Origin of the sequence: Nostoc sp. XA010 (genome assembly GCF_020829625.1) — a bacterium.
Taxonomy (GTDB): domain Bacteria; phylum Cyanobacteriota; class Cyanobacteriia; order Cyanobacteriales; family Nostocaceae; genus Nostoc.
Window position 1 is genome coordinate 16,954 of the sequence record NZ_JAIVFX010000008.1, and the last position, 22,665, is coordinate 39,618.

The 22,665-nt window shown below is 41.2% G+C and carries 20 protein-coding genes, 2 pseudogenes and 1 riboswitch; of the genes and pseudogenes, 13 read left to right on the top strand and 9 right to left on the bottom strand.

Features of this window, described 5'->3' with window-relative positions:
* Positions 1-148 precede the first annotated feature (148 nt).
* From LC608_RS13940 to LC608_RS13955, 4 genes are all read left to right on the top strand, one after another.
* Entirely contained in the window at positions 149-1,504 is a 1,356-nt protein-coding gene (locus tag LC608_RS13940) for an NAD(P)/FAD-dependent oxidoreductase (protein ID WP_229554118.1), read from the top strand.
* A gap of 280 nt (positions 1,505-1,784) precedes the next feature.
* Positions 1,785-3,020, top strand: a complete 1,236-nt coding sequence (locus LC608_RS13945) for an LL-diaminopimelate aminotransferase (protein WP_229554119.1) — start codon at positions 1,785-1,787, stop codon at positions 3,018-3,020.
* A 111-nt stretch (positions 3,021-3,131) separates the two neighbouring features.
* Positions 3,132-3,770 carry a Uma2 family endonuclease gene (locus LC608_RS13950; protein WP_229554120.1) on the top strand — a complete coding sequence of 213 codons (639 nt, stop codon included), beginning with the start codon at positions 3,132-3,134 and terminating at the stop codon, positions 3,768-3,770.
* 135 nt (positions 3,771-3,905) lie between these two features.
* Entirely contained in the window at positions 3,906-4,646 is a 741-nt protein-coding gene (locus tag LC608_RS13955; protein ID WP_229554121.1) for a DUF559 domain-containing protein, read from the top strand.
* Positions 4,647-4,765: 119 nt separating this feature from the next.
* Here LC608_RS13955 and LC608_RS13960 read toward each other — a convergent pair whose 3' ends face one another.
* From LC608_RS13960 to LC608_RS13975, 4 genes are all read right to left on the bottom strand, one after another.
* Positions 4,766-5,062: a hypothetical protein gene (locus LC608_RS13960; protein WP_229554122.1), complete on the bottom strand. Its 297-nt coding sequence runs from the start codon at positions 5,060-5,062 to the stop codon at positions 4,766-4,768.
* Positions 5,059-6,369, bottom strand: coding sequence for a voltage-gated chloride channel family protein (locus LC608_RS13965; RefSeq protein ID WP_229554123.1), 1,311 nt, complete (start codon positions 6,367-6,369; stop codon positions 5,059-5,061). Before LC608_RS13965 ends, LC608_RS13960 begins: the two co-directional genes overlap by 4 nt.
* Positions 6,370-6,464: 95 nt before the next feature.
* Positions 6,465-6,548, bottom strand: a riboswitch (Fluoride riboswitch).
* Positions 6,549-6,586: 38 nt separating this feature from the next.
* Complete coding sequence (locus LC608_RS13970) at positions 6,587-6,922, bottom strand: hypothetical protein (protein WP_229554124.1); 336 nt, start codon at positions 6,920-6,922, stop codon at positions 6,587-6,589.
* Positions 6,923-6,957: 35 nt separating this feature from the next.
* Positions 6,958-7,287, bottom strand: a complete 330-nt coding sequence (locus LC608_RS13975; protein ID WP_229554125.1) for a hypothetical protein — start codon at positions 7,285-7,287, stop codon at positions 6,958-6,960.
* Between the two features lie 94 nt (positions 7,288-7,381).
* Here LC608_RS13975 and LC608_RS13980 point away from each other — a divergent pair, with 94 nt between their 5' ends.
* The 5 genes from LC608_RS13980 to LC608_RS14000 all read left to right on the top strand — a co-directional run bounded on the left by LC608_RS13980 (position 7,382) and on the right by LC608_RS14000 (position 12,187).
* A complete protein-coding gene (locus tag LC608_RS13980; RefSeq protein ID WP_229554126.1) occupies positions 7,382-7,681 on the top strand; it encodes a Chromate resistance protein ChrB in 300 nt (99 codons plus the stop codon).
* A gap of 299 nt (positions 7,682-7,980) precedes the next feature.
* A complete protein-coding gene (locus tag LC608_RS13985; protein ID WP_229554127.1) occupies positions 7,981-8,847 on the top strand; it encodes a zinc metalloprotease HtpX in 867 nt (288 codons plus the stop codon).
* 120 nt (positions 8,848-8,967) lie between these two features.
* Positions 8,968-9,390, top strand: a complete 423-nt coding sequence (locus LC608_RS13990; RefSeq protein ID WP_229554128.1) for a hypothetical protein — start codon at positions 8,968-8,970, stop codon at positions 9,388-9,390.
* Positions 9,391-9,761: 371 nt separating this feature from the next.
* Positions 9,762-11,042, top strand: coding sequence for a pitrilysin family protein (locus LC608_RS13995; protein WP_229554129.1), 1,281 nt, complete (start codon positions 9,762-9,764; stop codon positions 11,040-11,042).
* A 242-nt stretch (positions 11,043-11,284) separates the two neighbouring features.
* Positions 11,285-12,187 carry a fructosamine kinase family protein gene (locus tag LC608_RS14000; protein ID WP_229554130.1) on the top strand — a complete coding sequence of 301 codons (903 nt, stop codon included), beginning with the start codon at positions 11,285-11,287 and terminating at the stop codon, positions 12,185-12,187.
* A 191-nt stretch (positions 12,188-12,378) separates the two neighbouring features.
* On the opposite strand, the gene LC608_RS14005 is transcribed toward LC608_RS14000, so the two are convergent.
* Positions 12,379-12,696: a TMEM14 family protein gene (locus LC608_RS14005; protein WP_229554131.1), complete on the bottom strand. Its 318-nt coding sequence runs from the start codon at positions 12,694-12,696 to the stop codon at positions 12,379-12,381.
* Between the two features lie 87 nt (positions 12,697-12,783).
* Between LC608_RS14005 and LC608_RS14010 the strand changes: the two genes are divergently transcribed.
* The 3 genes from LC608_RS14010 to LC608_RS14020 all read left to right on the top strand — a co-directional run bounded on the left by LC608_RS14010 (position 12,784) and on the right by LC608_RS14020 (position 16,945).
* Positions 12,784-14,133, top strand: coding sequence for an ATP-binding protein (locus LC608_RS14010; protein ID WP_229554132.1), 1,350 nt, complete (start codon positions 12,784-12,786; stop codon positions 14,131-14,133).
* 96 nt (positions 14,134-14,229) lie between these two features.
* A complete protein-coding gene (locus LC608_RS14015; RefSeq protein ID WP_229554133.1) occupies positions 14,230-15,519 on the top strand; it encodes a tellurite resistance TerB C-terminal domain-containing protein in 1,290 nt (429 codons plus the stop codon).
* 97 nt (positions 15,520-15,616) lie between these two features.
* Complete coding sequence (locus LC608_RS14020; RefSeq protein ID WP_229554134.1) at positions 15,617-16,945, top strand: ATP-binding protein; 1,329 nt, start codon at positions 15,617-15,619, stop codon at positions 16,943-16,945.
* Positions 16,946-17,010: 65 nt separating this feature from the next.
* On the opposite strand, the gene LC608_RS14025 is transcribed toward LC608_RS14020, so the two are convergent.
* Entirely contained in the window at positions 17,011-18,177 is a 1,167-nt protein-coding gene (locus LC608_RS14025) for an AGE family epimerase/isomerase (RefSeq protein ID WP_229554135.1), read from the bottom strand.
* A gap of 192 nt (positions 18,178-18,369) precedes the next feature.
* On the opposite strand from LC608_RS14025, the gene LC608_RS14030 reads away from it, so the two are divergent.
* The gene (locus LC608_RS14030) at positions 18,370-19,248 is read left to right on the top strand and encodes an aspartoacylase (RefSeq protein WP_229554136.1); all 879 of its coding nucleotides are present in this window, start codon (positions 18,370-18,372) and stop codon (positions 19,246-19,248) included.
* Positions 19,249-19,303: 55 nt separating this feature from the next.
* Here LC608_RS14030 and LC608_RS14035 read toward each other — a convergent pair.
* The 3 genes and pseudogenes from LC608_RS14035 to LC608_RS14045 all read right to left on the bottom strand — a co-directional run.
* Positions 19,304-19,468, bottom strand: a pseudogene (locus tag LC608_RS14035) (DUF2887 domain-containing protein); the annotation flags it as partial.
* Between the two features lie 107 nt (positions 19,469-19,575).
* Positions 19,576-19,785, bottom strand: a pseudogene (locus LC608_RS14040) (DUF2887 domain-containing protein); the annotation flags it as partial.
* Positions 19,786-20,003: 218 nt separating this feature from the next.
* Complete coding sequence (locus LC608_RS14045; RefSeq protein ID WP_229554137.1) at positions 20,004-22,379, bottom strand: hypothetical protein; 2,376 nt, start codon at positions 22,377-22,379, stop codon at positions 20,004-20,006.
* Positions 22,380-22,665: the final 286 nt, after the last annotated feature.

Sequence of the window (22,665 nt, forward strand, 5' to 3'; positions counted from 1 at the left end):
CCATCTTGAAAATTTCTCTTTATCCTGTAGTTTTAATTACTTTAAAACTTTTTCAAATGTAAACAGGAATACAAAATATATGATGACAATTTTGATACAAATTTGTTAAGAATAGTTACAATAGTCGGCATACACGATAATATTTCTTATGGTAAATTCACTTGACAATAATCCACCCCATAAAGTAGTTATTGTTGGCGGTGGCTTTGGTGGACTTTATGCGGCAAAAACACTCGCCAAAGCGGCGGTAAACGTTACTTTGATCGATAAACGTAACTTTCATCTATTTCAACCCCTCCTATACCAAGTCGCCACAGGTGCGCTATCTCCTGCGGATATTTCCTCACCGTTGCGTTCTGTCCTCAGCAAGAGCAAGAATACGAAAGTGCTGCTGGGAGAGGTGAATAATATTGATCCAGAAGCAAAACAAGTGACTGTAGGCGACGAAGCAATAGCTTACGATACGTTAATTGTCGCTACAGGAGCCAAGCATTCCTACTTTGGTAAAGATAACTGGGAAGAATTCGCCCCAGGCTTGAAAACTGTAGAAGATGCGATAGAAATGCGTCGCCGGATTTTTACGGCATTTGAAGCCGCAGAAAAAGAAACTGATCCAGAAAAACGCCGTGCTTGGTTAACCTTTGTAATTGTTGGTGGTGGCCCAACTGGTGTAGAGTTAGCGGGTGCGATCGCAGAATTGGCAAATCAAACCCTCAAAGAAGATTTCCGCAACATCGACACATCAGAAGCCAAGATTTTGCTATTGGAAGGTTTGGATCGGATTCTGCCACCTTTTGCGCCAGAGTTATCAAAAGAAGCGGAAGCATCCCTGACGCGCTTGGGAGTGGTTGTGCAGACAAAAACACTGGTAACAAATATTGAAAATGATGTTGTTACCCTCAAACAAGGCGATGAAGTTAAAGAGATTGCCGCAAAAACGGTATTATGGGCAGCAGGTGTCAAAGCTTCAGCAATGGGCAAAGTACTAACAGAACGCACAGGTGCTGAGTGCGATCGCGCTGGACGGATTATCGTCGAACCTGACTTGAGTATTAAGGGACATCCGAATATTTTTGTAGTTGGCGACTTAGCAAATTTTTCTCATCAAAATGGTAAACCCCTACCTGGTGTTGCACCTGTAGCGAAGCAGCAAGGTGAATATGTAGCAGAACTAGTCCAAAAGCGGCTTGTAGGTAACAGTTTACCGCCCTTTGCTTATACTGATTATGGTAGTTTAGCTATGATTGGGCACAATTCTGCTGTGGTAGATTTGGGCTTTATGAAGCTGAAAGGTTTCTTTGCATGGCTGTTTTGGCTACTGATTCACATCTACTTCTTAATTGAATTTAACAACAAATTAGTAGTAATGATTCAGTGGGCATGGAACTATTTCACCCGTAATCGCGGAGCAAGATTGATCACAGGAAAGGAAACCCTCACGGAGTTTGTAATTAGCGATCGCAATTACACATCAGCTGAGAATAAACAGCCAGTAAATGTCTAATTAGGAATTTGTCATTTGTCATTAGTTATTCTCCCCCTGCCTCCCCTGCTCCATTAGTGTCAACTTAGAGCCAGGGCGAATAGAATTCGAGGCTACACAGCCAAAGTCCGCCTCCGCGGACTTTGGTCAAATTAAGGGTTTGAAACCCACGGAGGTGGGTTTTGTTTATGTAGACGCGGTTTCTAACCGCCCGTTTCGCGTTAAGTTGACTCTCCATAACAAAGTGATCGCCCTCATAAATTAGCAGTAAGCTGTTTGAGGGCGTTTTTCATATTTACACATGGCAACTATTAACAACAACTACCTGAAACTGAAAGCGGGTTATCTGTTTCCAGAAATTGCTAGGCGGGTGAATGCCTTTGCAGAAGCGAATCCTGATGCTAAGATCATCCGGCTGGGCATTGGTGATGTTACCGAACCTCTGCCGGAGGCTTGCCGCACAGCTATGATAAAGGCTGTGGAAGAAATGAGCGATCGCAATACCTTCAAAGGCTACGGGCCAGAGCAAGGCTACGCTTGGTTACGGGAGAAAATTGCTACTCAAGATTTCCAAGCACGGGGAGCCGATATAGATGCTTCCGAAATCTTTATCTCCGACGGTTCCAAGTGCGACACCGGCAACATTCTAGAAATCTTTGGACATGACAACACAATTGCCGTTACTGACCCCGTTTATCCCGTATATGTAGACACTAACGTTATGGTGGGGAATACGGGAGATGTCAACGATAAAGGCGAGTTTGAAGGCTTAGTTTATCTGCCAATTACGGCTGATAACAACTTCACCGCCGAGATTCCCTCAAAGAAAGTCGATTTAATCTATCTCTGCTTTCCTAATAACCCCACTGGCGCAACTGCTACCAAGGAATATTTAAAGGCATGGGTAGACTATGCCAAAGCTAATAACTCGATTATTTTCTTTGATGCAGCCTACGAAGCTTATATTACCGATCCGTCGCTTCCCCACTCAATTTATGAAATTGAAGGTGCAAGAGAAGTTGCGATCGAATTTCGGTCTTTCTCCAAAAATGCAGGTTTTACAGGAACTCGTTGTGCATTAACCGTAGTACCGAAGACACTCACAGGAAAAGCCGCCGATGGTTCCGATGTGGAACTATGGAAACTCTGGAATCGTCGCCAGTCTACCAAATTCAACGGTGTTTCTTATATCGTCCAACGGGGAGCCGAAGCGGTTTACTCCCAAGAAGGACAGGCACAAATTAAGGGATTGGTGAGTTTCTATCTAGAAAACGCCAAAATTATCCGCGAGAAACTCACAGGCGCCGGATTATCAGTTTATGGAGGCGTGAATGCACCTTACGTTTGGGTGAAAACACCTAATGGTTTATCCAGTTGGGAATTCTTTGATAAGTTGCTGCAAACTGTCAACGTTGTGGGGACACCTGGTTCTGGCTTTGGTGCTGCGGGTGAGGGTTACTTCCGCATTTCGGCGTTTAACAGCCGGGAGAATGTCGAAGAGGCAATGAAGCGGATTACAGAGAAGTTTAAAGTGTAAGCGATCGCTTTTGTTAAACTCAATCTATTAGTCTAAAGGTTACGGTGGGCTGTATTATCCACCGCAACCTGATAGATAATTATTGAGATTCAGCTTAATGATATTTTGGTTATGACTGCTGCTATCCCCGTTTTCAAAGCTGTTAGCCAGATGCAGTTAGCACCTGGTAGCACGGTGACTATTCCTGATGTTAGCTGGGAAGAATTTGAATCTATTTTAGAAGAATTGGGACAAAAAAGAACTACCAGAATTGCCTATAGCCAGGGTACTTTAGAAATTATGGCTCCTTTACCAGAACATGAAATTCCCAAAGATTTAATTTCTGATATTGTCAAAATATTGCTGAAGGCTAAAGATATCAGATACCAACCTTTTGGTTCTACGACCTTTAAACGGCAGGGTGTAGCAGGAGTTGAACCTGATGCTTGCTTTTATATTCAGAATTATCAACGAATGATTGGTCATCGCCGCTTACAACCTGATGATCCCCCGCCAGATTTAGCGATTGAAACTGATGTTACATCAAAAACTACTCTCGATGCTTATGAAGCTATTGGAGTCCCAGAATTATGGGTTTACGACAGTGGAAACCTTTCTATTTATTTGCTCAGAGATGGGAAATACATAAAATCTAATACTAGCCCTAATTTTGAAGATATAGCTATTACTCAGATTATCCCTGCTGCCGTGGAACGTAGTTGGCAAGTAGGAAGTTTTCAAGCTTTAGAAGAATTGGAAGCGATGATTTAGTAAAATGATCAATGCTTTTTTGATAATTTTACTTAATTATGATCACACCAGTAGTAATTACTTGTCAAAATCTATTAAGCTAATGTACATTAAAGTTGCAATATAGTATTTTTCTAAAATAGATTACAATTTTTTATGGAAACCCAAAACTTTAATGAAGAATATGCAAAAGCTGTACAGTTTCTAATAGATGGAGAAGAAAACGATGCAGCAATATTTTTGCTATCTTGTGCTTTTTTATCATGGGATTCTGCCTTGCACTGGTTCGATATAAAACTGAAAACTCGAAGACCTAATTACGATATTCTTCTTGATAAAGAACATTCTATTACTAAAGCTATTCATCGAGCTTTTGAAGCTATACTACCTCTTGATGAATGGGAAGTTAATAAGCTGTATATAACTCCTGTAATAGAGTTATCGAATATTCCAGATATCCAAGCTGATTGGCATGATGATTTGCTGAAAAATGCTCTTGGAAGAGATGGAAATAATCAGGGTACATTCATTTCTGATGAAAAAGTAAAAAATTGGAATGGCTTTAAATTTGCATCGCTTAGTGAAGTCCAAGTTGCAAAAGAATTAGATAAACTAGGTGTCTTATTCCTTCCAAACTGCAAAGCGCGATTTAAGGTTGGATATGGACGCGGTGAATGTTATCCAGATTTCCTAATATGTCATCAGGGAAAGTGGGGAATCCTGGAAGTGGACGGGCCACACCACAATACGCAAAGCTATATTCAGCGTGACCGTAGTCGAGATCAATCTTTAAGGGCCTACGGAATATTTATTGAGCGCTTTGATTGGAAAGATTGTCAACAGCACCCAGATTGTGTAGTTAAGCGTTTTTTAGACCTACTAGATAGCAACAGGTGATTATTAGTAAGTTTAATTAATAGGTAAAGGATATTGACATGAATCAACTAACTTATAATTTAAATAAAGATGCTAGCACTAAAGGTTTATTTTTCAGGGGAGACATAGCGTGATCGCCTTCACATTGTGGTTGTAAACTTAGCATTTTGGGTATGTTTTGCAAAATGACTTTCTGGCTCTGAATACATAGCAAATAAATCACTAAAAACCTCTTCCCCATTAACCTCTCCACTACTAACAAATCGTTCTACCTCAACCGAACCATCCTCAAAAAATTCCACTTCCCATCGTTCACCAGCCACCGCCACATTCACCATAATAGTTTCATCCCGATGATGGGCCAAAGTGTAACTAATTTTCTCTTGTTCCAATTGGTTTAGAAAGGTAACTAGTTTGCCAAATCCATGATTCTTCATTCTTTTTCACTATCATCGGGTAAATCAATTTTTGGTTGTCTATAATTAGCCAAAGTCATCCCTTCTTCTAAATATACAGCAGAGTATTTACTCAACCCAATGCGCTGTGCTGAGTAAATTCCAGAATGACCTGAAAATATATAGCTCACTACACAGCCAATAGCAATAAATATCCCCGATTCCAGACCAAATAATTCAATTCCCATTAAGGTAGATGCTATAGGTGTATTTGCTGCACCTGCAAACACACCCACAAATCCCATTCCTGCTAACAGTGGTGTAGGTAATGCCAAAAGCAACGATAAAGCATTACCTAAAGTTGCACCAATAAAAAACAAAGGGGTTACTTCTCCTCCTTTAAATCCTGCACCTAAAGTTAAAGCAGTCAAACCCAATTTTGCTGCAAAATCCCAAGGAGGTAGCTGAGTTAAAAAAGAATCAACAATAGTAGGGATACCAAGGCCAATGTACTTGGTTGTTCCACTCAACCCAACAATTATTGCTATCATCGCACCGCCTATCAAAGGACGCATTGGAGGATAAGATATCTTAGTTTTAAAGAAGTGACTAATTTTATGAGTTACTTTAGCAAAACATCTCGCTACAATTCCAAAGATTGCACCTGCAATAATAGCAGCAATTAGTCCCCAAATTGTAAGCGTCGGTATAGAGGTAGCGTGTTCGTATGCGGTATGATGTAAACCCAATAACAAAGTGACTTGATTTCCAACGATCGCAGCAATTAAAGAAGGGAAAAGGGCATCGTAGTGAATTTTTCCAATTGCTAAAACTTCTAGACCAAATACCGTTCCCGCTAAGGGAGTGCCGAAAACTGAAGCAAATCCTCCACTGATACCTGCGGTTAATAAAATTCGCCGATTCGCTCCTTTAAAATGTAATATTTTAGTTAGCTGGTCTGCCAAAGAAGCACCCATTTGCAATGCTGTACCTTCACGACCTGCTGAACCTCCAAATAAATGTGTAAGGTCTGTTCCTAGCAAAACCAGAGGAGCCATACGGAAAGGAATAACACTTTTAGGGTTATGGATTTCTTCAAGCAAAAGGTTATTTCCCGCTTCTACAGTCCGCCCAAACTGATAATAAATCCAACCACTTAAGAAGCCACCAAGCGGTAGCAAGGCGATAATCCACCGATGCGATTCTCGCCAATCAGTTGCCCATTCAAGTGATGCTAAAAGAGCCGCAGAAGCCGTTCCTGCAAGAATGCCAACTACAACGGAAATAGGCAACCATTTAATTATATGGGGTAAGGCAATAAACGGTTCAAATTGACGTAGTTGTTTCATACCATGACTCCTTGAGGTGAAATCTGTAGACTTACACTTTCTACAGGGGAGTCAGGTAATGGATTTAGCCAAGCCCTACTCTCCCGCAGCCAGCGAAGAAAGTAGGAGCCATCAGCCTTTCAGTGATGATTTTTAGGACTGAAAAAGCGGTTTCGGCGAGCTCCATCGCCATTGATTTGATTTTAAATCAAGGATACCATTTTTGCTTTTAGTCGAATCAATATTTGTTTCTTTGAGAAAATAACAATAATACAGATGCGATCGCAAACAAGCTCCCAGTTATAAATGTTGCCTCTGCTCCCAGTGTTTGCCATAAGCCACCAGCTAGCAAACTGGCAGGTAAAAGCGCTAATCCTACAGCCAAGTTGAGGAATCCAAAAGCAGTGCCGCGCAGATTTGCAGGTATACTATTTGCCACTAGTGCTAACAGCAATCCTTGACTCATGCCCAGATGTAGACCATAAAGAGCAAACAATCCCCAGGCTTGCCAAGGTGCTTGTACAAAAGCGAAGCCCAGATATACTAAAGCGTATAGGAGAAATCCACCTACCAATAGCCCAAATCTACCTAAGCGATCAGAAAGTATTCCTAATGGTAGGCGCTGAATGAGTAAGCGATGTTCATCACCACTAATGTCAATGGTATGAGTGAGGCAGAAATACCTATTTGCTCGGCTCGCAGCAACAAAAAAGCATCACTAGAGTTGCCTAAATTGAATAGCAGCGCCACCCCTACGAGTACCCAATATTTTTGACCTAAACTGCGTAAAGTTTGCCATTGCAGAGGGTTGCTCCGTTTAACTTGAGTTTGATTCGCTCTCGGTTCACGCACTCCCACTGCTAATAAAGCCACTGCCAAAAAACCAGGAATGAGTGCTAGCCAAAAAACGAGGCGGAAGTTGTTTGTGGAAGCAGCCATCAGAGCAAATGCTGCCAATGGCCCCAAGAATGCTCCGTAGGATGTTGAGCCAAACCAGCATGATTCAGCAGAACATCCTTTAAATCTCCCGGATATGTTGGTAAATCGTTTTAAACAGCAGGCAGATCAAGAATATCAGGAGTTTTTGGGGAAATGTCGGGACTTGCATAGCGAATTGACCGAGGAAAGGAAAATAGGTAATCTCACCTTTGCAGAATTAGAAGAGAACGAGGCGGAACTAACTAAACTGCGTTCTTGGTTGCCTAAAATCCGCGATCGCGATTTATTTGATGCACAAGAATACTCCCAAGCCATTGAAGCTTTGAAAGCGTGCGAATTAGATTTTCAGCTATTTAGCGAACAGGTGTATGAATCAGAAGGTATAAACTCATAACCTTATTTATTGGTAATTCTTAATGGCGTTGGCATCGCACTTGTAATTTCTGCCTGGATAAACAATTTACTCCTACAGATAGATGTCTTTTTTGTATCTATAAACATTAATTTTATTACCAAGACAGCAAGTATCCAAAATAGCTATAATTAGTATTTATAAAAGTAAGCAGGAAAACCGTACTTGTCTGATAGGTTTTCTGCACTATATAGCTAAGTTTAGCTGGATACAATCAAAGTGTGGCTTAATTAATGCTGTTCTCTAGAAAATTTACACAGCATTAGCAGGAGAGCGAAAATATGACAAATCAATTAAAAACGGCTGTTTTGCTAGCTGCGTTAAGTGGTCTTTTGATCGCAATTAGTTACTGGGTAATTGGCGGTAGTAGTGGCTTGATAATAGGGATAGGTTTAGCAGCAGTAACAAACCTGTTTTCCTGGTATCAATCAGATAAGATTGCCCTGGCAGTATACCAAGCCCAGCCTGTGAGTGAAAGGGAAGCACCAAGACTTTATCGGATGGTGCAGAGATTAAGCGATCGCGCTAACATCCCCATGCCCAAAGTTTACATTATGCCTAGCCTTGGTGCAAACGCCTTCGCTACAGGGCGCGATCCAGAACACGCTGCTGTTGCTGTCACCGAAGGCATTTTGAATATATTGCCAGAGGACGAACTCGAAGGCGTTATCGCCCACGAACTCACCCACATTATTAATCGTGACACGCTCACACAAGCTGTTGCTGCTACCGTTGCTGGTGCTATCTCATTCCTAGCGCAAATGGTTAGTTATAGCTTATGGTTTGGCGGTGGTTCACGAGATGACAACAGAGGTGCAAATCCTTTGGGAGTTTTATTAACAGTAATGCTTGCGCCATTGGCTGCGACGATTATTCAGCTGGCAATTTCGCGCACACGAGAATTCTCTGCTGATGCAGGTTCAGCTAGATTAACCGGTAATCCCCGCGCCTTAGCTAGGGCATTACAACGTTTAGAAGCCTCGGCAAGGCAGATGCCTTTAAATGCCAATCCAGCTTATGAGCCGTTATTAATTATCAATTCTATCTCTGGACAGTTTATGGGTAACTTGTTCTCTAGTCACCCTGCTACAGAGGAGCGAGTTGCAGCATTGCTGAAACTAGAGCAACAACTATTAATAACAGCTTAGTCATTAGTCATTGGTCATTAGTCATTAATCATTTGTGAAATTGACAATGACTTATGATTACCAGTATAGGGTGCAGTTTTCATCCGAGAGTAAGCTTTGCAATTTAAGGATGTTTTAACTATGACTTATAACAACATCGAATCCTTTGGAACCCCAGTAATTGAATCTACTGAATCCATAGTAATTATAGAAATTAGTCCTGAAACCGACAAATTAGTAGAAACCGAAATGGCTGGCGAAAGCGATGAAGTCAAGCGCGAAACTAAAGCGCTGATTGAGGCAATAGAAAGACGCAGCCAAGTGGAGTCAGTAGGTACTCTCACGCGTGAAACTTATTTAAAAGCTGTGCGACAAGCACGAGAATTGATTGAAGGGAGGAAAATAAAGGAACGCGATCGCTTGGAAGACTCTTGGGCGATAATTCAGGATGAAGCTGAGAGAAACTGGCACTTAATGATGAAAGACTTAGTAGACTTCAGCTTTCGCCTGCAAAAAGCGGCTATTGCTGCTTGGGAAACCTTCAATAACCCTTACTCTCGTTAGTTCAACGAACCTCTCTCTCCCTATTTTGAATTAAAGTTCAAGTCTGTCCCCCTCCGATTCGGAGCTACGGTGTACACACAAGTCTGAAATAGCTGATTAACCAAGGTTTTACCCCACCCTAACCCTCCCCTTATAAAGGGGAGGGAACTAGATTTCCAGTTTCCCCCCTTTATAAGGGGGGATTAAGGGGGGTAATTGACTTGTGTGTACACTGTAGCCGATTCTGAGAGGGACAATTTTTGCGTAGTGAAACCTCTTAGTGGTCTTTTTATATGATTTTCCGTTCTGCTCCCTGCCCCCTGCCCTCTGCCCCCTGCCTCTTCAGTCACGGATAAGATAAAGATGTAATATAGCTCCTCACACAAGTAGCAATGACTTCAACCCTGCGGAAACTTCCTCGTCTTAATACCCCAACCCTGCATCAGTTGCCCAATGGTTTGACAATCATAGCGGAGCAGATGCCAGTTGAAGCTGTAAACCTCAACTTGTGGATTAAAGTTGGTTCAGCCGTAGAATCTGATAGCATTAACGGCATGGCTCACTTTTTAGAGCACATGATTTTTAAGGGAACAGAACAACTAGCTAGCGGCGAGTTTGAACGTCGGATTGAAGAACGGGGTGCTGTCACCAATGCCGCAACTAGCCAAGATTATACTCATTACTATATAACCACAGCCCCCAAAGATTTTGCCGAGCTTGCTCCACTACAAATAGATGTAGTATCAAATGCGAGTATTCCTGATGATGCTTTTGAACGGGAGCGATTAGTAGTTTTAGAAGAAATTAGGCGTTCAGAGGATAATCCCCAACGGCGGACATTTCGGCGGGCGATGGAAACAGCTTATACTGAGCTACCTTATCGCCGTGCGGTATTGGGGCCAGAATCGGTGATTGCCGAACTGAAACCCCAGCAGATGCGGGATTTTCATAGTAGTTGGTATCAACCCCAGTCAATTACTGCTGTAGCTGTGGGCAATTTGCCTGTGGAAGAATTAATTACAATTGTTGCTGAAGGATTTACAAAAGCCACTAAAGCTCCCCACTCCCCAGCCCCCGCTCCCCACTCCCCACTAAATCCTGAATCACCATTTACAGAAATTGTCCGTCGAGAATTTGTAGATGAAAGTCTCCAGCAAGCAAGACTAGTGATGCTTTGGCGGGTTCCAGGAATGGTTCAGTTAGATCGCACCTATGGACTAGATGTTTTAGCAGGAATTTTGGGACATGGACGGACATCAAGACTGGTGAGGGATTTACGAGAAGAACGGGGACTAGTTTCTTCAATTTCTGTGAGCAACATGAGCAATCAGCTGCAAGGGACATTTTATATTTCAGCTAAATGTGCAGTAGAAAATTTAGCAGAAGTAGAAGATGCGATCGCTCAACATATTCGCACAGTCCAAACCGAATTAGTTACAGAATCAGAAATTGCCCGTGTGCGGCGGCGAGTAGCGAACAGATTTATTTTTGGCAATGAAACACCAAGCGATCGCACTGGGTTGTATGGTTATTATCAGTCTTTGGTGGGAGATTTAGAACCCGCCTTTAACTACCCAGATCATATTCAGAGCCAAGATGCAACTGATTTGATGCAAGCAGCCAAAGGGTATCTTTCCCCAGATGCTTATGGTGTAGTTGTCGTCAAGCCGTAAATTAAAAATGGGGAATTATTATAAAGTTAGGAGTTATACCAATTCTGTATGAAGATGCACATAATCAGTCCCCCCTTGTAAAGGGGGGACGGCGTAGCCGGGGGGTAAATATATGCAGCTTCACAAAGAAACGGTATTAGGAGTTATGAGTTATGAGTAAAAGTCCATGATTGTGTCTCCTTACTCCTAACTTTTATTCAACTCTTCACTCCTAACTTTTAACTCCTAACTTTTATTTAACAATGTGGACTCAAATCGATGCTCATATCAGCCAGGTGACTGGCGAAAAATTTCAGAGTCAGCAACGGCGATCGGTTGGTGGCGGATGCATCAACCAAGGTTATGCTATTTCCAATGGTGAGATAACCTACTTCCTTAAGATTAACCAAGCATCCCAAGCTGCGATGTTTGAGGCTGAGGCATTGGGTTTAAAGGAAATGCTAGCAACAGCTAGTATTCGCATCCCAAATCCTATTTGTTGGGGTGTAGCTGAGAATTCTAGCTACATCGTGCTGGAATGGTTAGAACTTGGTAGCGGTAACCGCAATTCCTCTCTACGTTCGCGCAGCGTGTCGCAGACAGACGCTCCGCGATGGGAAGAGATGGGGCGCAAGTTGGCGGCGATGCATAAAGCTAGCAGTAGCCAAGGTTTCGGTTGGAAAATTAACAATACCATTGGTTCCACGCCCCAAATCAATACTTGGACAGCAGACTGGACAGAATTTTATATTAAACATCGCCTGGGTTATCAATTTCAGTTGGCAAGGCGAAAGGGAGGAAATTTCCCCCAGGAAGAAAAATTACTAGCAGCTATCCCTGAACTATTGGCGCATCAGGTGCAACCTTCCTTAGTACATGGCGATTTATGGGGCGGAAATGCCGGGTGTACTAACTCAGGAGAACCCGTGATTTTTGATCCAGCAACTTATTTTGGCGATCGCGAAGTTGATATAGCCATGACAGAATTATTTGGTGGATTCCCCGCAGCATTTTACCAAGGTTATAACGAAGTCTTTCCCTTAGATCCAGGCTATGAGCAAAGAAAAACCCTCTACAACCTGTATCACATTTTGAATCACTTCAATTTATTTGGCGGCAGTTATGCTTCCCAAGCCAACCGAATGATTGACCAAATTTTGCGCTAACTACAACTTTGCGTACCTCGGCGCTTCCCTCCGCGCGACGGCAGTCGCTACAACGGAGGGAACCCCCCTTCGGGTGACGCTCGCAGGCTCGCTAACGCTGCGCTAACGGCAGTTCCTCATGGGGGAAACCCCCAAGACCGGACTGCCTCACCGCAACGCGCTGCCTCCCCTCTGCGTTTAAATTTCACCCCTCAATTCCCCACCATTTGACTCACCATCACCGCCAAAGCCAACATACCCAAAATCGTCATTAATCCCGCCGGCATAAACTTGCGTGTTTTAGCCAGTCTAACTGCAAAGACGACTACTAAAACAGCAGTAACTATCACTGCTAAAATCAACCCCCAGCTTTGTCCTTGGAGTTGAAAGTAAGCCGCAAGTACTAATAATAAACCGCTAATGCTACCACTTAAGAGTGAAACCTTACTTCTAGCCTGAATGTAGCCAATAATGCCACCAACAATCGCTAATATGCCGTAGGCAAAAGCAGCAATTATACTTAAATTCATTGTTAAAACCTATGTAGACTTTGACTTTACTGCCAGTGTCAGCAGACAATTTACCATAGCTATTTAGCTATACCACACAGTTAATTGATGGATAATCAAGCGATGCCAATAGCAAGTACTTCCTCATATACAAAGGTTCAATATCTCCAGCGCCAAGCAGCCTCACTTTTACTGTACCAGTCTGTTCTGCAAGGCGAAGTGGGGATGGCATTTCTGGAACTGTTGCAAGCTATACGTTACACTAATGCCGATGCACGGAGTTGTCTCCAAGCCTACGGTAGTTACTTCCACGCTTTGGCTGCTAAAAATCAAAATTGGGAAGACTATTTAATTACTCAACTTCTCTTCTCTGATAATCCTTTTACAAAGCTTGCTCAAGTGCGAGAATTTGAGGATTTACCCCCGGCTTTAGTAGCAGCAGTTCGGCATGATTTACAAATATTGCAAAGTCTCTATGAATGTAGCAGTGCTTCTTTAAGTGAGTGGATACAAGGCGTAGCTCACATGCCGATTTCGCCAGTAGTGTGGTATAAAGAGCAAGAATTGGTAGGAGGAGAGACAAAGTTCGCTACATATCTACAAGAGTTAGATAATTGGGGTGATGCTGTAGAAAAGTTAGCGGCTTATTATCGGCAATGTGGCTCTGGTTTATTTGCAGAATATCGCGCTTTACGTTGGCAAGCTGGGCAATTTATCGGTATTCGGTATTCTGATCCAATTAAGCTGAGTGCGCTTGTAGGTTATGAGTCTCAAAAAGATGCTTTGCTGAAAAATACAGAGTTTTTATTATCAGGAGAGATGGCACTGCATGTATTACTTTACGGTAGTCGCGGTTCTGGCAAATCTTCTTTAGTGAAATCTTTGTTAAATGAATATAGTAATCGCAGCCTCCGCTTGTTGGAAGTGGCAAAATCTGATTTAAAAGACTTACCGAAAATTGTGGAACATTTACGAGGAGTGTCACAAAAATTTATTATATTTGTCGATGATCTTTCCTTTGAAGAAGATGATGATGCCTTTAAAGCGCTCAAGGTAGTTTTAGAAGGTAATTTAACCGCGCGATCGCAAAATGTAGTTGTGTATGCTACTTCCAATCGCCGCCACCTGATTCGAGAGTTTTTTGTAGATAGACCTACCCCCAAGGATAACGAGGAAATCCATGCTTGGGATACGATGCAGGAGAAACTTTCGTTTAGCGATCGCTTTGGTTTAACCTTGACCTTTGAACCAGCCGATCAAAAAACTTATTTAAAGATTGTACACCATCTAGCGGCACAAGCTGAAATTAATATTACCCAAGAAGATTTAGAATTTCAAGCATTACAATGGGCAACTCGCCACAACGGTCGTTCTGGACGCACAGCACGGCAGTTTGTTGATTTTTTAAAAGCAGATTTAAGACTTTTTGGTACAAATAACAATGCGTCCAATACTTAGGATTAAACATTTTTCTATGTGGATTTTAATAACAAATTAATAATTAGTATGAGAGCTACTTTTTCTGATAATTTAACTACGCTAAAAACCAGCAATATGCAATCAGTAATGATCAGCAATCGATTTATACTAGGGATAGTTGCCTTTAGTGTGAGTTTTGGTCTTAGCCTGGTCCCAAACTGGGATTTTAATAAAGCCTTTCTCACAGGTTTAATTACTGCCGTTACTATCTATGCAGCAGCATTATTCGTAGATAAGCGACGCAGAAATTATGAAATGTTTATTTTAGGTTCTATCCACAAACGAATTAAAGAGATGGAGGCATTGAAGGCTCGCGTTGTCAGAGAAATTAATCAAATCGAAGAACATCATAATTTATTATATGCAGAGTCACAACAACTACAAAATCAAGTAATAGAAAGCCGTAATCAAAGAGATAGTTTACATCGAGAATTAAGAACATTTGCTGGACAGAAAAAGCAGTTAGAAACCGAAATCAATACGCTGCAAACTGAAATTAATAACTTGCAGAAAAATCTAACAGAATTGAACAATGCTTTTTCTGTTCTCACAGCAGAAAAGCGCCGGCTAGAGTCGAATTGTAATGTATCTCGTAGTGAAATTACCCATTTGCAAAGTCAAATTTCTGAACTCCAGCAGGAGAAACAAGAAGTTGAAAGCAATTTAACTCTTTTAGGCAGACTCAAACCCCAATTAGAAGAAAAATTATACGAACTGCGAATTGCAATTCAAGAACTAGAAGTTGAGACAACCCAAAAAAATCAATTGCTGGTAGCGACAAAAGCCCAAAGAGAAAATATCCAAGCTATCCTGAATTCTTCACAAACCCAACTTGCAGAACACAAAGCCGAATTACAGCAGTTGCAAGAGCAAGTTTCATTATTGCAAGAAGAGCGAGATTCCTTACAAAATCAAGTATGGGAATTACTCCAACAAATAGAAACATTCAATCCAGAGCATTTGTCTGATAATTCCCAAGAATATGATAATGAATTGTTTCCTTTTTCTGAGATAATGGAAACTACAGCAATTAGAGAAACTTCGGAAGCTGATACATCAAATAATTTACCTGAAGAATGGACTAATTTTTTAGAAAATCTTCCAGTATATGAACTACAAGTATTAAAAGCTATAGTCGAGCAAGATAATCCTAATGCTGGTATTAAAAAAATTGCCGAAGCAAATATTACTATGCCAAATCTATTAATTGATTCTATAAATGAACGAGCAAATGATACTATTGGTGAATTAATAATTGATTCAAATTCAGAAATTCCAGAAGTTTACCCTGAATATATGACGCATGTCAAAAAAATGATTGCAATGTATGAAGATCGAATAGCTAGACATGCTTCGTCAAATTAAATTATTATTGCCGTCGTCAGATTAGTAGTAAGGTGAGTATGTACCTTAGCTAACTTACTGCGTGCTTCTGCGTTTAGAATAAAGTGAAGTGTAATACATGGCAAAGCTTAAAATCTCGAAAAAAATCTCCACTGCTTTAATCAATTCTCTTGGTGCAGGAGTAGTACCAAGAGTGGGAGTTGAATATATAGCAGTAGGGCGAGAAAAAGAACTCAAAAGCCTATTACAAAATCTTGATGATATTGCAGAAGGTGTAGCAGCATTTCGCTTTATAATTGGTAACTACGGTTCTGGTAAAAGTTTTTTATTGCAACTAATTCGCAACCGCGCTATGGAGCAAGGTTTTGTAGTAGCTGATGCTGATTTATCCCCTGAACGTCGATTAGCTGGAAGCAGCAATGAAGGTGTAGCCACTTATCGAGAATTAATGAGTCACCTAGCTACAAAAACCCGTCCTGATGGTGGTGCTTTAGTCTCGATTTTAGAAGGATGGATTAATAAAATTCAACAAGAAGTTGTCAAAGAAACTGAAATGCGTCCGAATGACGATGGTTTTGATGACCAAGTTGAATCGAAAATTAGAGAAGTAGTTCAGTATATTGAAGGCTTAGTTCACGGTTTTGATTTTGGTAGCGTGATTATTGCTTATTGGCGTGGCTACCGATTGGATGATGATAATTTAAAAAATGCGGCGATGCGCTGGTTGCGTGGAGAATTTACTACTAAGGTTGAGGCAAAAGCTGCTTTAGGGGTGCGCGTTATTATTGATGATGATAGTTGGTATGACTATATAAAATTGTTTGCGAAATTTGTCGCTGAAATTGGCTATAAAGGACTATTAATTATACTTGATGAAGCTATACATTTATATCAAATATCTACTACAGTCACGCGGGAAAAGAATTATAATCGACTCCTGGCAATGTTTAACGATACTATGCAGTGCAAAGCAGAACATCTTGGCATTGTTGTTGGTGGAACAACTAAATTTTTAGAAGACCCCAAACGAGGACTTTTTGCAGACCAAGCTTGGCAAAGACGTACAAAAGAAAGCCGTTTTGTTGCCCAAGCTAATGTTCAAGAACATTTAGGCCCAGTGATTCGGCTAAATCCGTTGAGTGAAGCAGAAATACTGACGCTTTTGCAACGTTTAGCTGAGATTCATGCACTCAATTTTGGGTATGAACAGACTTTGACAAATCGTGAATTGAAGGAGTTTGTGCAAGAAATTATTAATCGCTTGGGTGCAGAAGCATTACTGACACCAGGGGAAATTGTGCGAGATTTTATGAGTGTGCTGAATATTCTTCACCAAAATCCAGGAATTGCGTTTGCTGAATTAATTCATGGCTCTAAATTTAAACCTACTGCTATAGGTAAGGATGCAGATGTGGATGAGGATGGCGTAGCGGAATTTAGTTTGTAATTAATAATGAAGGCACTGTACACTAGCAGAGATTAAACTGACTGCGCTGTTTACCGCCGCAGGCATCACAATGCCTCAAATTGCTGCCAACAAAGGTATAATGCACGCGGTACGTGAAAACATCCTTTCCATTTGCCACCTTTAAGGTTCAACAATACTTCTCCACGGCGATTGAGATAGCCAAACCATTCACCGTATTCTGAATCAGCAAAGTGTGACCAGGCGTAATCGTGCATCTTTTGATACCATTCCCAGCACTCCTCACGCCCTGTTAAACGATAACCCATCGCTAATGCAACCAAAGATTCTAGGTGAACCCACCACAGCTTTTGATCCCATTCCAATTGTTGTGGTGGATGACCATCTGCATCCATAAAGTAGTACAATCCGCCGTACTCGCTATCCCAAGCAAAATTTAGGATGTTTAGCACCACATCAACGGCTTGGTTAATAGTTTTGGTGTCGTTTTGGCGACGCGCAATGTCCATGATGAACCACATCGCTTCAATACCGTGACCTGGGTTAATCACCCGTCCCTCAAAAGAATCAATGTGGGAACCGTCAGGGGCAACGTTTTCGTACATTAGTCCCCGTTCTTGGTCGAGAAAATCGCTCATCACTTCCCGGACAGTCTCAGCTAGGACATTCTCTAGTGTTTCTTTTGGTAGCAACCATTCCATTTCTAGAGTCAGGTTGGCTAAAATCATTGGTACAGCCAATGATTTCATCGGGCGTGTGCCGGGATAGGTTTTATTATATTTGCCCTTGGGGTTGTCCTTGCGGCGTAATACGTTATTATAAGCCTGCATCGCCACATCCTTTGCCCATTCTTCGCCGCCAGCAAGTGCATATTTACTAAATGCCATTGCTGCAAAGCAGTCAGAAAAGATATTGTAAGGCTCAACCAGTGGTTTCCCTTCACGGGTGAGGGCAAAGTACCAGTTACCATCACTATCTCTGCCGTGTTGGGCGAGAAAATTAGCGCCATTGCTGGCAATTTTTAACCAGTTTTCGCGTTTTTCTAGCTGGTTGTAAAGCATCGAAAAAGTCCACACCTGGCGGTTTTGCAGCCAAATGAATTTGTCGGTATCATAAATTTTGCCGTAGCGATCAAGACAGGTAAAATAGCCGCCTTGCTCCCAATCGAGAGAATATTTTTCCCAAAAGGGGAGTGCGTCGTTGAGGAGAGCGTTTTTGTAAAGTTCAGCGAGCGCTTGAAAATTATACTCCATAAATTTCCTCCCCTTTTGTACTAAAACCAACAGTTTAACAGTTATCATATTTTGGCTCTAATAGGGAGCGTAGGCGTAGCCCGTCGTAGACATCGCGTCAGTCTCTTAGAAGATTTAGTCAAGCAGCAGGTATACTTCTATCTTGCACCATTCTCAATAACCGTAGGGTAGTTTTTTAGAGATGAGGTTGTTATGAGTCAGATTGAACGAGTTGCGATCGTTGGAGGAAACCACGGTAATGAGTTAACAGGGGTACATCTTGTCAAAAAGTTTCAGCAGTATCCAAATTTAATCGACAGAGCAAGTTTTGAAACTCTGGCATTACTTGGTAATCTCAAAGCTATTGAAGAAGGCAAACGATACATTGATAAGGATTTAAATCGTTGCTTCACTAATCAAGGCTTAGAAAATCCTCATATCTCAAGTTATGAAGATACACGGGCAAAAGCAATTCAACACATATTGCAACCGCAAAATCAGCCCTTTGTAGATGTAATTATTGATTTGCATAGCACAACTGCCAACATGGGGTTAAGTCTGATTTTTTCTGACATGCATCCTTTTTTACTCCGGTTAGGCGCTTATTTGAGTTCTACAAATCCGATGGTAAAGGTTTTTGTTAATCAACAATCTAGAGAAGGTGGATTTCTCCGTTCTCTGTGCGAATTGGGTTTTGTTATAGAAGTTGGTGCTGTAGCTCAGAATATCTTAAACGCCGAATTATTTCAGCAAACAGAACAGCTTATCTATGGAATTTTAGACTATTTTGAAGGTTACAACCAAGGTAATATTCCGCAGACAAACAGCACCCTTACATTCTATCAATACATTAAAAGTATCGATTATCCGAGAAGCTCTCGCGGGGAGATTAAAGCCATGATTCACCCCCAGCTTCAGTTTAGAGATTATGAACCTTTGAATCCAGGCGATCCAATGTTTCTGACTTTTGAAGGAAAAGACATTTTCTATGAAGGAGAGTCTACTGTTTATCCTATTTTTATTAATGAAGCAGCTTACTACGAGAAAGGAATTGCAATGCATCTAAGTCAAAAACAACAAGAGATAGTTTAAAAGGCGTTGCATAAGGTAATTGATGAATATTCTGCAATCGACCCAAATACACTCAATGTACTTGTTCACCATTCAGCAATGAGCGATGGGGATGAATATCCCTTTGTTCAAGACTGCGAGATGGGTAAATTATCACTGCTTGTCAGTCGCTAAATCTGATTCGGTTGCGGTAGAAATATAGTGAAGATTCTGCAAATACTCTCTCGTAAAGCTGTTCATCCGTCTTGGAAAGTTGCTCTACTTGGGGAGCCCCCAGACGCTCGCAGACTCGCTAACGCTGCGCTATCGCTTTTAGCGTCTCCCCTTGGGAGAAGACCGCACTTTCCGCTTCTGAAACTGTACTTCACAGAAATATACAACACCTGCACCTTCATTTTCTGGCGGAAGAAACACCCCATCTATCTCAAATTTAGGTTCTTTAATAGCTACTGAATCAAATCGATAAGCATTTGCATTTATGGGCGGATTTGTCAATAATTCAAATAGCAAAGTGGGAGATTGTTGAAAGAGTTTGTAAAAAATGGAGTCTCGACGCATTAAGTATTATGCTTAATTTATTTATTCAACCTGCGATACATTTAATCACATATCTCCCTACATATAGCAATCCTAAATCATTCGTGAAAAGTTAGCTCCACGACTTCTTTGATAAGTCGTGGAACTGGACACCGCGAATTTTTACAAATCAGATAGGATTGCTATAGCTATTCTCTAAACCTGATGATAAGTTTTTAAGCGCACACGATATTAAACGCTTACCCCGCCAGCCGATACATAATGACTTTTCCTTTCCAATTTTCTTCCACAAATACCAGATGCTCACCATTTGAACGACGAAAAGCGCGGATACCGTAGGGTATATCAATCCAGCCACTTTCGCTGCCAACTTCTGGGCCTGGTTTTAACTGTTGTACTTGCGCTCCCGTCTTGGCATTATAGACATATACCTCTGCGGTTTTAACTGTCACGGCAAATACATAGTCTCCCGCCACACTCATAGCTGCCGTAGACACTTCGCGTTTACCGGTGGTGTCATAGGGAATTACAATCCGCCAACGGGGAGTACGATTTCCTTTACTCCAATTGTCAAAACGGGCAATCTCAGATCCAGCAACTCCAGTATCATCACCGAATGCAGGGTGATCTCCTGTAAAGCCTGACAAATACATAGTATCTGTTTGGGGGAAATATTCGATCCGCCGCAAGTCGTTAAATATTTTGGGAGTAGTTTGCTTTTCCATCGAACTATAGCTGTAGATGGGGTTGCCTTTAGGATCTATTCCCTGTAAAGGATAGTGTCGAATGCCATCTTCTGTTCGCAAAGCTTTCCAAACATCTCCTTTGCTGTCTACCCACCATCCGCCGATATAGGGATAATCTTTGCTGGTATCATATTCGTTATTTTCAAATTTGCCATTACCGTTGCGATCGCCCCAGATCCATTCCCCTTGTTTTGGTTGATTCGGTGGCCAATTTCCCTTGAGAAATGGTTTATCTGCGCCATTGCTACCAACAAACATTCCGGCTGGTATGGCAACTTTCCCATCTGTGTCTGGATTAAAACGATATATTTCCAGAAAGCTGTTATACATATCTGTGAGAAACAAAAACGGCTTCCCTTGGATGCGGCGAACAAAGGTTCCATCTGGCGAGGTATGCAGACGGGGATCTTGAGGATATTTGAAAGGATTTAAGGTGTAGGCTTTGTAAGTCCATTGCTTACCAGCAGCCTTACTGTAATCCATGAGATAGTGTTCTTGTTTGGTGAATAAATCTACACCATCAGTTTTAGGATCTGCATCTGCATTATCGACGAATATCAATCCTAGCGATCGCCACATTAGTTTTCCCAATGGCGAAAATTTCCGCAAATCTGTTCCTGATTTGTTGAAACCATTACTATTTATATAGATATTGCCTGAAGCATCTGTACCAACTCCAGTAAGTCCATAAAGTTTCAAATCTCGAACTTCACCAGCAACTCCTGCATAGATACCCCCCTTAGCACCAAAACTACCCACCTGCGTCGGCTTATCTTTGATGTCATAAACCAACATTTGCTGACGCGGCCCATTTTCTGCTACCAACAGCTTACCTTGATGATCAATTGCGATCGCAGTTGGTTCAACAATATCTGCAATCTGTTGGGCTAATTGCTTTCCACTTTGGGAATAATGTAAAATCTTGGCAGGCTTACTACCATTTTTGCTTTGAATAATCCAGAGATTTTTTTGTGGATCAATAGTTATCGCTCCGGGATTAGCAACGGTAAAGCTCCGTAGTTCCTTCATCGTATCAGTATTATAGACACGAATCTTGTTGGTAGCAAAATCACTCACATACAACTCGCTTCCTACAGTTGCTAATCCAGTGACTTCACTTTTAGTACTGGTAATTAACATACTTTTATCCCAGCCACGCCCACTAGGAAAAGGCGCAGGTTTTCCTGACAAATCATAGCGTCTAACGCAATGCCAAGTTGTTCCTTCTGCTGGGTAATCTTCATTGGTTTTACCCTTCGAACCCTGAGTCATGGCAAGGTAAATATATTTACTATTTACTGTTACAGCTATGCCACCACCACGACTCCAGCCGTGAGTATCCCCAATAGCACCAATAACTTTACCATCCTTATAGATGGCTGCTTCCATTCCTGCCTCATCCCAATGGCTGTTAGTATAAACTGTGCCATCAGGGGCAACATACATTGCCTCAATATTGTTTTGTATCCGCAGATTTCCACTACCAATCGTGTTACCTATCCACGATGTTTTATAGGTATGTGTGGATGTTCCCTTATTGTTTTGTACTAGCAGATTTTCACTGGCAATAGTATTACTTCTCGAGATTTCTTTGTGTGTAAGTGTGGGTGTTTCAGTATTGTTTTGTATCGGCATTTCACTGCCAATAGTATTACTTATCGACGATGTTTTGTAGATAAGCGTGCGTGTTCCAGTTGTCGCCCAGTCTGTTGTAATTCCAAGAGTAGTAACAATTACTCCAACAGCCAGACTGAGTAAAAAGTTGAAAGTTTTACTTTTTTGTATATATCTAATCTTAAATATTTTTTTGAGATGCTGGTTGAGTTGGTGACGGAGTTTTATTAACTGCGCCAGTAATTTATTTTTCATATACTTTTTAAGCTTTTAATTATTTATATACAATGGTTTTTTCGGTAATCCGCAAAAAATATAACTATTTTGAAGTGGCTAAGATACAGGCTATGCATAGACATAACATTTAATAGTAAGTTTTACATAAGCTTTATAAAACTCACCTGATTCTTTGGATTTTCAGCTAATATATTTTATGTATTAATTTTTACTTATTATCTAATCTTAATGGTAAAACTTAATACAAAATAATTTTAAATTTATTACTTTATCTCAGCTTTTCTCTCTCACTATATAGTATTGA

What these genes read in the sequence shown, in the direction of transcription:
- LC608_RS13940 (WP_229554118.1), top strand. Translation starts at nt 149, where the DNA reads ATGGTAAATTCACTTGACAATAATCCACCCCATAAAGTAGTTATTGTT.
- LC608_RS13945 (WP_229554119.1), top strand. Translation starts at nt 1,785, where the DNA reads ATGGCAACTATTAACAACAACTACCTGAAACTGAAAGCGGGTTATCTG.
- LC608_RS13950 (WP_229554120.1), top strand. Translation starts at nt 3,132, where the DNA reads ATGACTGCTGCTATCCCCGTTTTCAAAGCTGTTAGCCAGATGCAGTTA.
- LC608_RS13955 (WP_229554121.1), top strand. Translation starts at nt 3,906, where the DNA reads ATGGAAACCCAAAACTTTAATGAAGAATATGCAAAAGCTGTACAGTTT.
- LC608_RS13960 (WP_229554122.1), bottom strand. Translation starts at nt 5,062, where the DNA reads ATGAAGAATCATGGATTTGGCAAACTAGTTACCTTTCTAAACCAATTG.
- LC608_RS13965 (WP_229554123.1), bottom strand. Translation starts at nt 6,369, where the DNA reads ATGAAACAACTACGTCAATTTGAACCGTTTATTGCCTTACCCCATATA.
- LC608_RS13975 (WP_229554125.1), bottom strand. Translation starts at nt 7,287, where the DNA reads ATGGCTGCTTCCACAAACAACTTCCGCCTCGTTTTTTGGCTAGCACTC.
- LC608_RS13980 (WP_229554126.1), top strand. Translation starts at nt 7,382, where the DNA reads ATGTTGGTAAATCGTTTTAAACAGCAGGCAGATCAAGAATATCAGGAG.
- LC608_RS13985 (WP_229554127.1), top strand. Translation starts at nt 7,981, where the DNA reads ATGACAAATCAATTAAAAACGGCTGTTTTGCTAGCTGCGTTAAGTGGT.
- LC608_RS13990 (WP_229554128.1), top strand. Translation starts at nt 8,968, where the DNA reads ATGACTTATAACAACATCGAATCCTTTGGAACCCCAGTAATTGAATCT.
- LC608_RS13995 (WP_229554129.1), top strand. Translation starts at nt 9,762, where the DNA reads ATGACTTCAACCCTGCGGAAACTTCCTCGTCTTAATACCCCAACCCTG.
- LC608_RS14000 (WP_229554130.1), top strand. Translation starts at nt 11,285, where the DNA reads ATGTGGACTCAAATCGATGCTCATATCAGCCAGGTGACTGGCGAAAAA.
- LC608_RS14005 (WP_229554131.1), bottom strand. Translation starts at nt 12,696, where the DNA reads ATGAATTTAAGTATAATTGCTGCTTTTGCCTACGGCATATTAGCGATT.
- LC608_RS14010 (WP_229554132.1), top strand. Translation starts at nt 12,784, where the DNA reads ATGGATAATCAAGCGATGCCAATAGCAAGTACTTCCTCATATACAAAG.
- LC608_RS14015 (WP_229554133.1), top strand. Translation starts at nt 14,230, where the DNA reads ATGCAATCAGTAATGATCAGCAATCGATTTATACTAGGGATAGTTGCC.
- LC608_RS14020 (WP_229554134.1), top strand. Translation starts at nt 15,617, where the DNA reads ATGGCAAAGCTTAAAATCTCGAAAAAAATCTCCACTGCTTTAATCAAT.
- LC608_RS14025 (WP_229554135.1), bottom strand. Translation starts at nt 18,177, where the DNA reads ATGGAGTATAATTTTCAAGCGCTCGCTGAACTTTACAAAAACGCTCTC.
- LC608_RS14030 (WP_229554136.1), top strand. Translation starts at nt 18,370, where the DNA reads ATGAGTCAGATTGAACGAGTTGCGATCGTTGGAGGAAACCACGGTAAT.
- LC608_RS14045 (WP_229554137.1), bottom strand. Translation starts at nt 22,379, where the DNA reads ATGAAAAATAAATTACTGGCGCAGTTAATAAAACTCCGTCACCAACTC.